The sequence below is a fragment of the Kitasatospora albolonga genome (genome assembly GCA_002082585.1).
GTDB classification, from domain to species: domain Bacteria; phylum Actinomycetota; class Actinomycetes; order Streptomycetales; family Streptomycetaceae; genus Streptomyces; species Streptomyces stephensoniae.
This window is the reverse complement of the sequence record CP020563.1, coordinates 3,465,578-3,480,847: the sequence shown is the minus strand read 5'-3', so window position 1 is coordinate 3,480,847 and position 15,270 is coordinate 3,465,578. Positions and strand designations below refer to the sequence as shown.

The 15,270-nt window shown below is 72.0% G+C and carries 12 protein-coding genes; 6 read left to right on the top strand and 6 right to left on the bottom strand.

The window, feature by feature from the left end; translation table 11 throughout:
* Positions 1-100 precede the first annotated feature (100 nt).
* The 4 genes from B7C62_15005 to B7C62_14990 form a co-directional block, all read right to left on the bottom strand.
* Positions 101-1,078, bottom strand: coding sequence for an alpha/beta hydrolase (locus tag B7C62_15005; GenBank protein ID ARF73428.1), 978 nt, complete (start codon positions 1,076-1,078; stop codon positions 101-103).
* The gene (locus B7C62_15000) at positions 1,075-1,608 is read right to left on the bottom strand and encodes a transporter (GenBank protein ARF73427.1); all 534 of its coding nucleotides are present in this window, start codon (positions 1,606-1,608) and stop codon (positions 1,075-1,077) included. Before B7C62_15000 ends, B7C62_15005 begins: the two co-directional genes overlap by 4 nt.
* Before the next feature lie 40 nt (positions 1,609-1,648).
* Positions 1,649-3,103: a Na+/H+ antiporter NhaA gene (locus tag B7C62_14995; protein ARF77172.1), complete on the bottom strand. Its 1,455-nt coding sequence runs from the start codon at positions 3,101-3,103 to the stop codon at positions 1,649-1,651.
* 229 nt (positions 3,104-3,332) lie between these two features.
* A complete protein-coding gene (locus B7C62_14990; protein ID ARF73426.1) occupies positions 3,333-5,330 on the bottom strand; it encodes an acetate--CoA ligase in 1,998 nt (665 codons plus the stop codon).
* A 620-nt stretch (positions 5,331-5,950) separates the two neighbouring features.
* On the opposite strand from B7C62_14990, the gene B7C62_14985 reads away from it, so the two are divergent.
* Positions 5,951-7,276, top strand: coding sequence for a hypothetical protein (locus B7C62_14985; protein ID ARF73425.1), 1,326 nt, complete (start codon positions 5,951-5,953; stop codon positions 7,274-7,276).
* A gap of 140 nt (positions 7,277-7,416) precedes the next feature.
* Here the strand turns inward: B7C62_14985 and B7C62_14980 are convergent, their stop codons facing one another.
* Positions 7,417-8,412, bottom strand: a complete 996-nt coding sequence (locus tag B7C62_14980) for an ATP-binding protein (protein ARF73424.1) — start codon at positions 8,410-8,412, stop codon at positions 7,417-7,419.
* A gap of 102 nt (positions 8,413-8,514) precedes the next feature.
* Between B7C62_14980 and B7C62_14975 the strand changes: the two genes are divergently transcribed.
* The gene (locus tag B7C62_14975) at positions 8,515-9,339 is read left to right on the top strand and encodes an oxidoreductase (GenBank protein ID ARF73423.1); all 825 of its coding nucleotides are present in this window, start codon (positions 8,515-8,517) and stop codon (positions 9,337-9,339) included.
* Between the two features lie 449 nt (positions 9,340-9,788).
* Here the strand turns inward: B7C62_14975 and B7C62_14970 are convergent, their stop codons facing one another.
* Entirely contained in the window at positions 9,789-10,634 is an 846-nt protein-coding gene (locus B7C62_14970; protein ARF73422.1) for an inhibition of morphological differentiation protein, read from the bottom strand.
* Between the two features lie 502 nt (positions 10,635-11,136).
* On the opposite strand from B7C62_14970, the gene B7C62_14965 reads away from it, so the two are divergent.
* From B7C62_14965 to B7C62_14950, 4 genes are read left to right on the top strand one after another with little or no spacing between them, the layout of a single operon-like run.
* Positions 11,137-12,276, top strand: coding sequence for a septum formation initiator (locus B7C62_14965; GenBank protein ID ARF73421.1), 1,140 nt, complete (start codon positions 11,137-11,139; stop codon positions 12,274-12,276).
* Complete coding sequence (locus tag B7C62_14960; protein ID ARF73420.1) at positions 12,273-13,421, top strand: pilus assembly protein CpaF; 1,149 nt, start codon at positions 12,273-12,275, stop codon at positions 13,419-13,421. Before B7C62_14965 ends, B7C62_14960 begins: the two co-directional genes overlap by 4 nt.
* Entirely contained in the window at positions 13,418-14,332 is a 915-nt protein-coding gene (locus tag B7C62_14955; protein ARF73419.1) for a type II secretion protein F, read from the top strand. The genes B7C62_14960 and B7C62_14955 overlap by 4 nt, the downstream gene beginning before the upstream one ends.
* A complete protein-coding gene (locus B7C62_14950; protein ID ARF73418.1) occupies positions 14,329-15,183 on the top strand; it encodes a type II secretion protein F in 855 nt (284 codons plus the stop codon). Before B7C62_14955 ends, B7C62_14950 begins: the two co-directional genes overlap by 4 nt.
* Positions 15,184-15,270 lie beyond the last annotated feature (87 nt).

Sequence of the window (15,270 nt, the reverse complement as noted above, 5' to 3'; positions counted from 1 at the left end):
CGTGACCCAAGGTCGGTAATCGTGCGCGAGTCAGCCAATTGGCTTATGCGGCAGGCAAGTGGCCGTTCGTCGGACAGCTGTTCCCTCGGGGGGTGCGCGGCTACCGGTCGGGCTCGGGGTCCTTGAGCCAGTTGATGAGTTCGGTGGAGAAGCCGATCGAATCCTCCTCGTGGGGGAAGTGACCGACACCGTCGAAAAGTCGCCACCGGTAGGGCGCCTCGACGTACTCGCCCGACCCCGCCGAACTCCGGGTCCGGACCGCCGGATCGAGCGATCCGTGCAGATGCAGGGTGGGTACCCGCACCGGCCGCTTCATCCGCCGGTTGAACTGGACCCCGTCGGGACGCGCCAACGACCGGACCATCCAGCGGTACGGCTCGATCGAGCAGTGGGCGGTCGAGGGGATGCTCATGGCCCGCCGGTAGACGGCCAGGGTCTCCTCGTCGGGGAAGTCCGGGGTCCGGGGGCCCGCCCAGTCCTGGATCAGCCGCCCCACCAGCGCGGCGTCGTCCGCGACGAGCTGACGCTCCGGCAGCCAGGGCCGCTGGAAGCCCCAGATGTACGAGCCCGCCCGCGTCTGGGCGACGTCGGACAGCATCGAGGAGCGCCAGCGGCGCGGGTGTGGCATGGAGGAGACGACGAGCCGGCGCACCAGCTTGGGCCGCATCACGGCGGCGGTCCAGGCGAGGTAGCCGCCCAGATCGTGGCCGACCAGGGCCGCGTCCGGCTCACCGAGGGAGCGGATCACCCCGGTGACGTCGAGCGCCAGGTTGGCGGGGTCGTAACCGCGCGGGGTGCGGTCGCTGCCCCCCACCCCGCGCAGGTCCATCGCGACGGCCCGGAACCCCGCCTCGGCGAGCGCGGGCAGCTGGTGGCGCCAGGTCCACCAGAACTGCGGGAAGCCGTGCAGGAGGAGCACCAGCGGCCCCTCGCCCATCTCGGCGATGTGGAACCGCGCACCGTTGGCGGCCACGTCCCGGTGGGTCCAGGGGCCGTCGAGCCGTACGGGGCCCCCGGTACCGGCCGGGCTCGTCCACGGGCCCGCCGGGCCGGATGCGCTGGAATCGGGAACCGTCATGTGGACGAGCGTGCCACAGAGCCGGCCTTGTCTCCGCCCGGCAGGCTCTCGACGCCCCTGCCCGCCGCGAGGCTGGAGCCGGAACGCTTGAGGATCGCCTCGGCCTCGATGGCCGGGCGGGGGTGAGGCTTCGCGTTCTGGAGGACGGCGGCGGTCTGCTTGGCGGAGGCGATGGACTTCTCCGGCGGCTTGATCTTCTTGAACTTCCGCAGCCCGATGAAGCCGATCAGGGCGGCCAGCAGGATGAAGGCGCCCGCCACGATCAGAAACGACCAGGCCAGGCCCAGGCCCAGGTTGTGGATGCCGTACGCCGCCGCGAAGCTCAGCATCGGCATCGTGAAGAGAAGCAGCACGCCCGCTGCGATGAACGCCGCGCTGCCGATCGCCCCGCGCTTGACGTCCTGGCGCACCTCCGCCTTCGCCAGGGCGATCTCGTCGTGCACCAGCGCGGACATCTCGGCCGTCGCCGCGGCGACCAGCTGCCCGATGCTGCGGTCCGCGCTGCCCACGTAGTTGCCGGGGTCGCTCATCCCTGACTCCCTCTCCGTCTTCGACACATCCGATGTCAGATCATGCCGGACTGTCCGGCTCATTGCCCGTTGCCCCCGCCTGTTGGGCGCGACGGCGGTGCTCGGCCGCCTTCTCCTCGTGGATCGCGGCCATCCGCTGGTGGTACCCCGGATCGTCCTGTTCATAGACGTCGGGCACCCCGGAGCCGTCCTCGTCCAGTTCCTCGGCCTCGTACAGCTCGCGGTATCTGCGGACCCGCAGCCTGAGCAGGACACAGGCGAGCACGGCGGCGATCAGGGAGCCGAGCAGGACGGCGGCCTTGATCTCGTTGACCATGCCCGCGTCGCCCGCGAAGGACAGCTCGCCGATGAGCAGCGACACGGTGAACCCGATCCCGGCGAGCGAGGCGACCGCGAAGACGTCCGCCCAGGCCAGATCCTTGTTCAGCTCCGCCTTGGTGAAGCGGGCGGTGAGGTACGTACCGCCGAAGATGCCGACGGTCTTGCCGACGACGAGCCCGAGGACCACCCCGAGGGTCTCGGGCCGGGTGAACACACCGGCCAGCGCGTCGCCCTTCAGGGAGACCCCGGCGGAGAAGAGCGCGAACAGCGGTACGGCCACCCCGGCCGACAGCGGGCGGACCAGGTGCTCGATGTGCTCGCCGGGGGAGTGCGCCTCGCCCTCGCGCCGGGTGCAGCGCAGCATCAGCCCCATGGCGACCCCGGCGATGGTGGCGTGGACGCCGCTGTTGTACATCAGGCCCCAGATGACCAGCGCGAGCGGTACGTAGACGTACCAGCCCCGGACCTCGAAGCGGAGCAGGAGGTGGAAGAGCAGCAGGCCGAGGGCGGCTCCGCCGAGCGCCAGGAAGTCGAGGTCCTCGGTGAAGAACACCGCGATGATCAGGATGGCGAAGAGGTCGTCGACGACGGCGAGCGTGAGCAGGAAGGCCCGCAGCGCGGAGGGCAGCGAGGTGCCGATCACCGCGAGGACGGCGAGCGCGAAGGCGATGTCGGTGGCGGTGGGAACGGCCCAGCCCGACAGCGAGCCGCCGCCCACCACGTTGGTGAGCGTGTAGACGAGCGCGGGCACCGCCATACCGCACAGGGCCGCCACGATCGGGAGGGCGGCCGCCTTCGGATCGCGGAGCTGGCCCGCGACCAGCTCCCGCTTGAGCTCGGCGCCCACGACGAAGAAGAAGACCGCGAGGAGCCCGTCCGCCGCCCAGTGCGCCACGGAGAGGTCCAGCCCGAGGGCGGCGGGGCCGAAGTGGAAGCCGCTGACGTCCGCGTACGAGCCGTCGAAGCTGTTCGCCCAGACCAGGGCGGTGACGGCGGCGGCCAGCAGGATCAGCCCGCCGACGGTCTCGGTGCGGAGCGCGTCCGCCAGGTAGGTGCGCTCGGGGAGGGGGAGGCGGCCGAGCAGGGTACGGCGGGGCGGGGCCTCCGGGTCGGGCGTGGGCGGGGCAGGGCGGGGCGAGGAAGGCGTGGGCGAGGCAGGGGTGGGCGGGGCCACGAGGGGGAACCTCCGGGTGGGGAACGGCATGATGCCATGGCTGATGACCGTGCCGACCAGACTTCCCGGCGCCCCTGTGAAGATTTTCGCGACTACGGCGGTGTCGTGCCGCTACGACGTCACGTGCGGCACGTCCTTCACTGTACGGGAGCCACGACGGGCACCCGGCGCGTCGCCGGATGCCCATCGGAGCCGTACAAGAAGGTCTTCTTCGTTCTCGGTCGTCCCGTCAGTCCTCCGACGGTGCGGACGGCAGCTGAGTGGTGATCAGGTCCATCACCGAGGAGTCGGTGAGCGTGGTGACGTCGCCCAGCTCGCGGTTCTCGGCGACATCACGCAGCAGGCGGCGCATGATCTTGCCGGACCGGGTCTTCGGCAGCTCGGCCACCGGCAGGACCCGCTTGGGTTTCGCGATCGGGCCGAGCGTCGCGCCGACGTGGTTGCGCAGCTCCGCGACCAGCTCGTCGGAGGCGGTCGCGCTGCCGCGCAGGATCACGAACGCGACGATGGCCTGGCCCGTCGTCTCGTCGGCCGCGCCGACCACGGCCGCCTCGGCGACCGACGGGTGGGAGACGAGGGCGGATTCGACCTCGGTGGTCGAGATGTTGTGGCCCGACACGAGCATGACGTCGTCGACCCGGCCGAGCAGCCAGACATCGCCGTCCTCGTCCTTCTTGGCGCCGTCGCCCGCGAAGTACTTGCCCTCGAAGCGCGACCAGTAGGTGTCGAGGAACCGCTGGTCGTCGCCCCAGATGGTGCGGAGCATGGAGGGCCACGGCTCGGTGAGGACCAGATAGCCGCCCCCGCCGTCCGGCACCTCGTTGGCCTCGTCGTCCACGACGGTGGCCGCGATCCCGGGCAGCGCGCGCTGGGCGGAGCCCGGCTTGGTCGCGGTGACGCCCGGCAGCGGCGAGATCATCATCGCGCCGGTCTCGGTCTGCCACCAGGTGTCCACGATCGGGCACGTGTCGGCGCCGATGTGCTTCCGGTACCACATCCACGCCTCGGGGTTGATCGGCTCACCGACCGAACCGAGGACCCGGAGGCTGCTCAGGTCGAACTTCGCGGGGATGTCGTCGCCCCACTTCATGAACGTCCGGATCGCGGTGGGCGCGGTGTAGAGGATCGTGACGCCGTACTTCTGCACGATCTCCCAGAAGCGGCCCTGGTGCGGGGTGTCGGGCGTGCCCTCGTACATGACCTGGGTCGCGCCGTTGGCCAGCGGCCCGTACACGATGTACGAGTGGCCGGTCACCCAGCCGACGTCGGCGGTGCACCAGTAGACATCGGTCTCCGGCTTGAGGTCGAAGACCGCGTGGTGCGTGTACGCGGCCTGGGTGAGGTAGCCGCCGGAGGTGTGCAGGATGCCCTTCGGCTTACCCGTCGTGCCCGAGGTGTAGAGGATGAAGAGCGGCTGCTCCGCCTCGAACGCCTCGGGGGTGTGCTCGGCGGACTGGCGGCCGGTGATCTCGTGCCACCAGACGTCGCGGCCCTCGGTCCAGGCGGTGTCCTCGCCGGTGCGGCGGACCACGAGGACGTGCTCGACGCTCTCGATACGGGAAACGGCGTCGTCGACCGCGGGCTTGAGCGCGGAGGGCTTGCCCCGGCGGTAGCCGCCGTCGGCCGTGATGACGACCTTGGCGTCCGCGTCCTGGATACGGGTGGCGATGGCGTCGGCGGAGAAGCCGCCGAAGACCACCGAGTGCGTGGCGCCGATGCGGGCGCAGGCCAGCATCGCGACGGCGGCCTCGGGGATCATCGGCAGGTAGACGGCGACCCGGTCGCCCTTGCCGACGCCCAGCTCGGTCAGGGCGTTGGCGGCGCGGGAGACCTCGTCCTTCAGCTCCGCGTAGGTGATGGCGCGGCTGTCGCCGGGCTCGCCCTCGAAGTGGATGGCGACCCGGTCGCCGTTGCCCGCCTCGACGTGCCGGTCCACGCAGTTGTACGCGACGTTCAGCCTGCCGTCCGCGAACCACTTGGCGAAGGGCGGGTTGCTCCAGTCGAGGGTCTCGGTCGGCTCGGTGGCCCACGTCAGGCGGCGGGCCTGCTCGGCCCAGAAGCCCAGCCGGTCCGCCTCGGCCTGCTCGTACGCCGCTGCGGTGACGTTGGCGTTGGCGGCCAGAGCGGCAGGCGGAGCGAACTTCCGCTCTTCCCGAAGCAGGTTGGCCAGGCTCTCGTTGCTCACGACTTCTCCCAGTCCCAGGGTGTCCGTGGTGTCCCGGGGCATAGCTCATCAGGCGCGGGGCCGGGTGACAAGTGTCTGCCGGGAATTGGTTTAGACCTGTGTCTTCGTGTATGGAAGCATGATCCCGCTCCGCAGGTCAGGGCGGCTTTACGACGCGTGTTCACGGCGTGTGGCGCAAAGTCGCCCCGCCGTTCTGTCCTGTCCGTCCTGTCCGTCCACCCGTCTGTCCTGTCTGTTCCGTCCTGCTTCTTCTGCGGTGCGGCGCGGAGGGGGTCACCAGGTCTCACGGGTGCGGGGGCCGTCCGGTTCAGGTGCTGGTTCCCCGAGGTGTGGCGAGTGCGCGCGCCGCGGGATGTGCGGTCCTGGCGGCGGGTGCGCAGGTGGAGGGGCGAGGCCGCGTGGGTGGGGGCGATGCCCTGCAGGGCGGCGTGCGGCGGCGAGATTCAGCAATTCGATTCAGCAACTCCTGGTAAATGAACCGTAATGGAGAGTGAAGCTCGGCGGTTCGCATATAGGGCATTTAGGTCAGCACGTCACCCATTCCAGCGAATAGGCAGCTTTTCATTCGGCCTGTCGCTCTCCTCTCGCGGGATCGCGTGCGACTTTGGCCGCGCCGTGTCGGTACTTCGACGCAAACAACCTGCAAGGAAGAGGGTGGGCGGATGATGGCCGCCACGAAGAGGATCGCGATGGGCGTCATGGCGACGGCGCTGGTCACCGTGCTCGCGGGCTGCTCCGGTACGGGGGCCGGAGGGGCCGCGTCCGGCGAGGCCGGTACCGGCGCGGGTGCGGAGAAGGGGGCCCACGGCGCCAAGGAGAACGCTCCGGAGGCCGCCCCGAAGGGCACCGTCAAGCTCATCGGGGACGGCTCGACCGCCTTCACCGGCGCTCAGCCCAAGGTGCCGGCCGCGCAGCGCCTGGCGCCGGGTCAGAAGCCTCCGCAGTTCGTGGTGTTCTCCTGGGACGGGGCCGGGGAGGACAGCCAGAAGCTCTTCTCGCACTTCCGGGGTGTCGCCAAGAAGTACAACGCCACCATGACGTACTTCCTCAGCGGTGTGTATCTGCTGCCTGAGGAGAAACGATCCCTCTATGCGCCGCCCCAGCACGCCGCGGGCCGCTCCGACATCGGCTTCAACGACACCGAGGGCATCCGCAACACCCTCGCCGAAGTGCGCGCCGCCTGGAAGGACGGCAACGAGATCGGCACCCACTTCAACGGCCACTTCTGCGGCCCGGACCGCGGTGTGGGCACCTGGTCCGTCGAGGAGTGGAAGAGCGAGATCAACCAGGCGAAAGCTTTCGTCAAGAACTGGAAGACCAACGCTCCGGAGCTGAAGGGCGAGGCCCCGCTCCCCTTCGACTACGACCAGGAGCTGATCGGCGCCCGCACCCCCTGCCTCGAAGGGCAGAAGAACATGGTCGCCGCAGCCCGTGACATGGGCTTCCGCTACGACTCCAGCGGTGTCGGCAACCAGGTCTGGCCCAAGAAGAAGGACGGCATCTGGGACATCCCGCTCCAGCTCGTCCCGATGCCCGGCCGCGCCTTCGAGACCCTCTCGATGGACTACAACTTCATGGTCAACCAGTCCGGTACGAAGACCCAGGGCGACCCGTCCCAGCACACGTTCTGGGGCAACCAGATGCGTGACGGCCTGCTCCAGGCATTCGACCGCTCGTACAACGGCAACCGGGCGCCGCTGATCATCGGCAACCACTTCGAGTCCTGGAACGGCGGCACCTACATGCGCGCCATCGAGGAGACCATCGCGAAGGTGTGCACCAAGGAAGGTGTGCGCTGCGTGTCCTTCAAGCAGCTCGCGGACTGGCTGGACGCCCAGGACCCCAAGGTGCTGGCCAAGCTGACCACGCTCGGCGTCGGTGAGGAGCCCAAGGAGGGCTGGCAGACCTACCTCGGCGCCCAGGCCGTCGCGGCCCAGCGGGCCGAGAAGGGCGAGGCGGCCGGACCGGAGGCCGGGGACGCCGGCTAGTCCCCTCGCTTCCCGCAGCCCCGCTGTCCCCATCGCCCCGTCACCCCGGTTGAAGGCCGCCGGGGTGACGGGGCGATGAAGGGACGGCGTGCTGGGCGTCGGGGGCTGTGGAGTGCGGCGGGGTGTCCGCGTGGCGCGGATCAGGCGGGTGCGGGGACGCCCGCCCCGGCGTGCCGCTCGCCGAGTACGAAGGCGGGGTCGACCTGGGCGGCCAGGTCGGCGCCCGTCTTCTCGTTGCCCCAGCTCTCCGCGTTCTTCAGGTGGAAGTGCACCATCTGCCGGGTGTAGCGCTCCCAGTCGCGCAGCTCGTACGAGTCCTCGGCGGCGTCCTGGAGGGCCTGGAGGGCCATCCGGTTGTCCGCCTCCAGCAGCTCGAACCGGGACGGCCGCCCCTTCTCCATGGACCGCACCCAGTCGGAGTGCCCCACCCCGACCAGCAGGTCCTCGCCGACCTCCGCGCGCAGGAAGTCCAGGTCGTCCGGCCCCTGCACCTTGTTGCCGACGACCTTCAGCGTGACGCCGAAGTCCCGCGCGTACTCCTTGTACTGGCGGTACACCGACACCCCCTTACGGGTCGGCTCCGCGACCAGGAACGTCATGTCGAAGCGCGTGAACATCCCGGAGGCGAACGAGTCCGACCCCGCCGTCATGTCGACCACCACGTACTCGTCCCGGCCGTCGACCAGGTGGTTGAGGCACAGTTCGACGGCCCCGACCTTGGAGTGGTAGCAGGCGACCCCGAGATCGGACTCCGCGAACGGGCCGGTGGCCATCAGCCGGATGTCCCCGTCGTCGAGCCGGACCGTCCGCGCGCAGGCGTCGTAGACCGGGTTGTCCTCGCGGACCCGCAGCAGCCGTGACCCCTCGCCGGGCGGAGTCGTCTTGATCATCGTCTCGGCGGAGGCGATACGGGGGTTGGTGCCGCGCAGGTAGTCCTTGATGAGGGGGAGGTGCGCACCCATGGCGGGCAGTGCGGCTGCTTCCGCCTCGTCGAGGCCGAGGGCGGCCCCCAGGTGCTGGTTGATGTCGGCGTCGACGGCGATGACGTGGGCTTCATTGGCGGCGAGGTGGCGGATGAAGAGCGAGGACAGCGTGGTCTTTCCGCTGCCGCCCTTCCCGACGAAAGCGATCTTCATGTTCACCTAGGGTAGTGGGTCGATCGCGGTGCGCTGTCGATGTTCGTGAAGATGGCCACTTGGGGGCGGTCCGGGTGTAGGGGGCGCGTAGCCTCGCTACTTATGAGTACGACTGCCTCAGACCCGCTCGCCGCGCTCGGTTCCCTGCCCGGAGTGCCCGACGCCGTGGACTCCGTACGCAAGGCCGTCGACCGGGTCTACGGTCACCGCGTCATGCGGCGCCGCAGCAACGAGGTCACCGCCGAAGCGGCGCTGCGGGGCTCCCGCGGTTCGGCGGCGCTGGCCGGTGCCGACTGGAATCTGGAGGAGGTGCGCCGGCGCACCGACTTCAGTGGTGACGACGAGTCGCGCACGGTGGGGGCCGCGCTGAGGCTCACCGCGGAGGCCGGGCAGCTGCTCTCCATCTGGCGGCAGTCACCCCTGCGGGTGCTGGCGCGGCTGCACCTGGTGGCGGCCGGCGGGGCCGCACCGGAGGACGCGGTCGGGCGCCCGAGGCTGGCCGGTGAACCCGTCGACGAACCCCTGATCGAGGCGCCGCTCCCCGCCGCCGACGAGGTGGCCGGACGGCTCGAGGGGCTTTCGCAGCTGATCATCGCGGGCAGCGCGGCCCCCGCTCTGGTGACGGCCGCGGTGGTGCACGGCGAGCTGCTGGCCCTGCGCCCCTTCGGCTCGCACAACGGCCTGGTGGCGCGGACTGCCGAGCGCATCGTGCTGATCGGCAGCGGGCTGGACCCGAAGTCCATCTGCCCGGCCGAGGTGGGCCATGCCGAACAGGGCCGGGCGGCATACGTCGCGGCTTTCGAGGGCTACACGGCGGGCACCCCGGAAGGCATGGCCGCGTGGATCGCGCACTGCGGACGCTCGGTCGAGCTGGGGGTCCGCGAGTCGACGGCGGTCTGCGAGGCCCTGCAGCGCGGCGCCGCGTAGGCGGGGCCTGGGGCCTGTTGCCCGGGGAAAAGGGTTGCGGCGGTACCGAAGTGCGGTACCGCCGCTGGCACGTCCGCCCAGTTACCAAGCGTCCTCGTAAATTGCCCATCAGGTCGGGTGCTTTGCCCGTCACCTGGTGCGGCTGGCCCGTAATCGACGGGTCGACGTCGCGTGGGTGCTCGACTTCCGTGCGCGGTCCGTGGGGCCATCACTGCGTTACAGGTCATCCTCACGGATGTCCTTGGTCTCGCGGGCCGTTGACTCCTTTGTACTCCAGGGAGGGGGGAAGGGAAAGCCCTGGCCCCACTTCTTTACTTTTAGGTTCAATCAAGGGCGAATCGGGCGGCTGGCCGGGTGGGTGGTTGGACGGCTGGTCGGGCGGCGTTTCGCCGCTGCCCCGGGTGGGGCCTGCCCCGGTCGCCTGGTCACCCGGTCGTCCGGGTGCTCGGTCACCCGGCCAGGGTCGCTCCGGCGGTGCGCCGTCGGCTGGCGTACCAGACGAGTCCCGCGGTGACGGCTGCCGCGCCGACCGCGGCGGCGGCCACCAGTGCCGGGCGGGGCGGCATCGAGAAGGCGGGCAGTCGTTGCTTGAGCCGGACCGGGCGGTTGAAGACGAGAATCGGCCACTCGCGAAGGGTCGCTTCGCGGCGCAGCGCGCGGTCGGGGTTGACCGCGTGCGGGTGGCCGACCGCTTCCAGCATCGGTACGTCGGTCGCCGAGTCGCTGTAGGCGTAGCAGCGCGAGAGGTCGTACCCCTCCGATACCGCGAGCGCCCTCACGGCCTCGGCCTTGGTCGGTCCGTAGGCGTAGTACTCGATCTCTCCCGTGAAGCAGCCGTCGTCACCGACGACCATGCGCGTGGCGACGACCCGGTCGGCGCCCAGCAGTTCGCCGATCGGTTCGACGACCTCCGCGCCGGAGGTCGAGACGATGACCACGTCACGGCCGGCTGTGTGATGTTCCTCGATGAGGGTGGCCGCCTCGTCGTAGATGATCGGGTCGATCAGGTCGTGCAGGGTCTCGGCGACGATCTCCTTGACCTGCTGGACGTTCCATCCCTTGCAGAGGGAGGAGAGGTAGGCACGCATCTTCTCCATCTGCTCGTGGTCGGCACCCCCGGCCAGGAACACGAACTGTGTGTACGCGGTGCGCAGTACGGCGCGGCGGTTGATCAGGCCGCCTTGGTAGAAGGACTTGCTGAAGGTCAGCGTCGAAGACTTCGCAATGACCGTCTTGTCCAGGTCAAAGAAGGCTGCTGTGCGCGGCGAGAAGCAGTTTTCCACAACGCTGAGCATAGGCGCCCGCCATTCGGCGTAAAATCCGGCGCGTGGGTTTGCCTGAGAAGGCCCTCGGGTACACCATGGAAGTCACGGATCGTTCGCGACCGTGCTAACCCCGGTCCGGCTCCTCCCCCCCCGAGTCGGCCGTGGGGACGACCCCCGCTCTCCCCCCCGGCGGGGGTCGTCGCATGTCCGGACGCGTTTTGCTCCCCGGGCCCCAGCGCTTCCCTCCCTCCCGGCCCTCGACGGGCCTGTCCGTGCGAGGCGTCGGCGCCGCCCCGTCTCGTCACAGTGTGTAGCAGCGGGGCTGCGCTGCGGAAGTCGCTGGTCCGGGTGACGGAGTTATTCACAACGCTGAAGTTGTCCACAGTTTTCGAGCAAGATCCACATGTTTTTCCGCGGTGCTGCACGTTGATTCCTCCCGCGAAGTCCGCGGGTACCGGAATCGCGCATCTCGGAAACGCTCCGAGATCACCGCGAACCGCACCGAAGGGGCAGTGAGAAGGGGGCGGAGGGCGTGGCTGGATCTCTCACGCGAGAAGGGCTGACGGTCGCCGAGGGGCGGCGCGGCGGGCCGCTGATCGTGACGGAGGACGTGGAGTTGCTCGACGACCTGCTGCGGCTGTGCGCGGCGGCCGGGGCGGAGCCGGAAGTCCATCACGGGCCACCCGCGCGACGGGGCGGCTGGGAGCGGGCTCCGATGGTCCTGGTGGGCGACGACGCGGCCGCGCGGTGTCGCGGGGCCGCCCGCAGACGGGGGGTGATGCTGGTCGGGCGGGACCAGGACGACCCGGACGTCTGGCGGCGTGCGGTGGAGATCGGGGCCGAATATGTGCTGCGGCTGCCCGACTCCGAGGGCTGGCTCGTCGACCAGATCGCCAATGCGGCCGAGGGTGTCGGCAGGCCGGCGCTCACGGTCGGGGTGATCGGCGGACGGGGCGGCTCCGGCGCATCGACGCTGGCCTGTGCCCTCGCCGTCAGTGCCGCCAGGGCCGGGCGGCGAACGATGCTGATCGACGCCGACCCGCTGGGCGGGGGTATCGACGTCCTGCTCGGCGGCGAACGGGCCGAGGGGATGCGTTGGCCGGATTTCGCCCACTCGAAGGGGCGCCTCGGCGGTGGAGCCCTGGAGGACTCCCTGCCCGCGCTGCACGGGCTGCGGGTGCTGAGCTGGGGCCGGGACGGCGAGGTGGCCGTGGCGCCGCAGGCCGTGCAGGCGGTGCTGGCCGCCGCGCGACGGCTCGGCGGGGTGGTGGTCGTGGATCTGCCGCGCCGGGTGGACGAGGGGGTGGCGGAGGCCCTCGCCCAGCTCGACCTCGGCCTGCTCGTGGTGCCGGGTGAGCTGCGGGCGGTCGCGGCGGCCAAGCGCGTCGCGTCCATGGCCCGCATGGTGCTGGACGACCTGCGCGTGGTGGCGCGGGGGCCCTACGCGGCAGGTCTCGACGAGCGCTGGGTCGCCCAGGCCATCGGCCTGCCCCTCCTCGGCGAACTGCCCCTGGAACCGGGCCTCCTGACGGCCCAGGACAGTGGAACGCCACCCGGCGGCAGCGCCCGCAGCCCGCTGGCCCGCTTCTGCGCGGAGTTCTGGGAGCAGGCGGCAGCGGCGGCGGGGGAGCCCGGTTCCGCCGTGGCACCGGCCGGGGGAGGCACACCATGACCGACGCGCTGCTCGACGCCGTACGCCAACGGCTGGCGCGCAGCGGTGACGCGCCCACACCTGCCGGAGTGGCGGCCGCGCTCCGGGCCCAGGGGCGGCTGCTGGGCGATGCCGAGGTGCTCGGGGCGGCGGCCGAACTGCGCGGCGAGCTCGTCGGGACGGGCGCGCTGGAGCCGCTGCTCGCGGACCCCGAGGTGACCGATGTGCTGGTCTCCGCGCCCGACCGGGTGTGGGTGGACCGGGGCGGCGGCCTTCAGCTGACGGGGATCACCTTCCGGGACGCGGCGGCGGTGCGGCGGCTGGCCCAGCGGCTCGCCGCCGTCGCGGGCAGGCGGCTGGACGACGCCCGGCCGTGGGTGGACGCGCGGTTGCCGGACGGGACGCGGATGCATGCCGTGCTGCCGCCGGTCTCCGTCGGCTCGACCTGCCTCTCCCTGCGGGTGGTGCGCCCGCGCGCCTTCTCCCTGGCGGAGCTGGTGGAGGCCGGGACCGTGCCGCCGGGCGGCGACCGGATGCTGCGGGCCCTGGTGGAGGCCCGGCTCTCCTACCTGATCAGCGGGGGCACCGGGGCGGGCAAGACGACCCTCCTCGCCAGCCTGCTGGGCGCCGTCGGCGCGGACGAACGGATCGTGCTCGCCGAGGACTCCGCCGAACTGCGCCCCGACCACCCCCATGTGGTGCGCCTGGAGTCCCGCCCCGCCAACCAGGAGGGCGCGGGCCGGGTGACCCTGCACGATCTGGTGCGCCAGGCGCTGCGGATGCGGCCGGACCGGCTGGTGGTGGGAGAGGTCAGGGGCGCCGAGGTGGCTCAGCTGCTGGCCGCCCTGAACACCGGGCACGAAGGGGGCTGCGGCACGGTCCACGCGAACGCCGCCGAGCACGTGCCCGCCCGGCTGGAGGCGCTGGGGACCGCCGCGGGGCTGGACCGGACCGCTCTGCACAGCCAGCTGGCCGCCGCGCTCTCGGTGGTCGTGCACCTCGTACGGGACCGGGCCGGACGGCGGCGGATCGCCGATGTGCATGTCCTGGAGCGGGACGCGGCCGGCCTGGTGTTCACGGTGCCCGCGCTGAGCTGGGGCGCGGACGGGTTCGTTCCGGAGCGGGGCTGGGCGCGGCTGGAGTCGCTGATCGGGGGTGCGCTGTGACGGGGGGAGTTTCGGTCCATGCGGTGCATGCGGCGGCCCTCTGCGCGGGTGCGGCGGTGTGGCTGGTGGCGATGCGGGACCCGGGGGTGCGGCGGGCGAGGGTCCTGTTCGTGGACGGGCCGGTCGAACCGTGGCGGGCGGGGCGGTGGTGGCCGAGGCTGCTCCGGGTCCGGAAGCTCGCCGTGGAGCGGCGCGAGTGGTGGTGCGTTCCGGTGGCGGTGCTGCTCGCCGTGCTCGGTGCGTCGGTGCTGCCGCTGTTCGCCGGAGCGGTGGCGGTGCCGTTGGTACGGAGGTGGCTGCACGGTCGCGCCCGGCGGCGGCAGCGCGAGCGGGCGGCGGACACGGTGGCGGCGCTGTGCGGGGCCGTGGTCGGGGAGCTGCGGGCCGGGCAGGAGCCGGGGCGGGCGCTGCTGGCCGGGCTGCGGGAGTGCGCGGCGGAGGGGGACCCGCGGGCCCGGGGCGGGCCGGGCGGTGGCGCGTGGCTCGGGGACGCGGAGGCCGCTGTGCTGGCGGCCGCACGCTTCGGGGGCGATGTGCCCGCGGCGCTGCGGCAGGCGGCGGAGGGGCCGGGGCTGGGCGGCCTGTCCGGGATGGCCGCCTGCTGGCGGGTGGCCGTGGACGGCGGGGCCGGTCTCGCGGCCGGCCTGGACCGGCTTGAGAAGGCGTTACGGGCCGACCGGCGCAGACGGGAGGAGCTGCGGGCCCAGCTGGCGGGGGCCTGGTCGACCGTCGTGGTTCTGGCGCTGCTGCCGGTGGCGGGTCTGGGGCTGGGCGGAGCGCTCGGGGCCGACCCGTTGCGGGTGCTGCTCCACACGCCGGTGGGGCTGTTCTGTCTGGCGGTGGGGGTGCTCCTGGAGGCCGCCGGGCTGTTCTGGGCCTGCCGGATCGTGCGCGGAGGGGAGGCGCCGTGAACGTGACCGGAGAAGTTCTCCACAGCCTGGGGATGCTGGGGGCGCTGCTGGGCGCCGGGGCGCAGTCGGCATTCGTCGTGGCGGCGGGCCGCCGGAGACGGTCGGTGCGTGGCCGGGGCGCGCGGCTGCTGGAGACCGCACCGGCCGTGCGGGCCGACCGGTGGTCCCGGACTGTCCTCGTACGGGTACGGGCCGGGGCGGGCGGCGGTGCCGGGGCGGGTGGCCGTGCCGGGCCCGCTGCCGGTGCCGCGCGGTGGGCCGCTCCGGCCGGGGTGTGGCTGACGGGGTGGTTCCTGGTGGGCGGCCTGCTGGGCTGCGCCGTCGGTGCGGCTGCGGCGTACGGGGTGTGGCGCGGGCAGCGGCCCCGGCCCCGACCTGGCCCCGGGGAGTCCCGTGAGGAGCGGGCCGTGATCGCCGCGCAGCTCCCTCTGGCCGCCGACCTGCTGGCGGCCTGCGTCGCCGTCGGAGCCGGGCCCCGCGAGGCGGCGGAAGCGGTGGGCGAGTCCATCGGCGGCCCGGTCGGCGATCGCCTCGCCCGTGCCGCCGCCGAGATCCGCCTCGGAGGGGAGCCCGCCGAGGCGTGGGGGCGGCTCGGGGAGATACCGGGCGCCGGACCGCTGGCCCGCTGTCTGCACCGGGCCGGAGCCACCGGGGCCCCGGCCGCTGAGCCGGTCTCCCGGCTGGCCGAGGCGATGCGGGCCGAGCGGGCCGGTGCGGCGGTGGCACGTGCCCAGCGGGCCGGAGTCCTGATCACCGCACCGGTCGGGCTCTGCTTCCTTCCCGCCTTCCTGGCGGTCGGGGTGGCGCCGGTGATCGTCGGCCTGGCGGGCGGACTGCTCGCCGCGAGGTAGGAGCGGTGGGCCCGGTCGGCGCATCGTTCGACCGGTCTCTGCCCTTTCTCTTCTCTCTCACTCGCTTTCTCTCACTTGCTCAGGGCG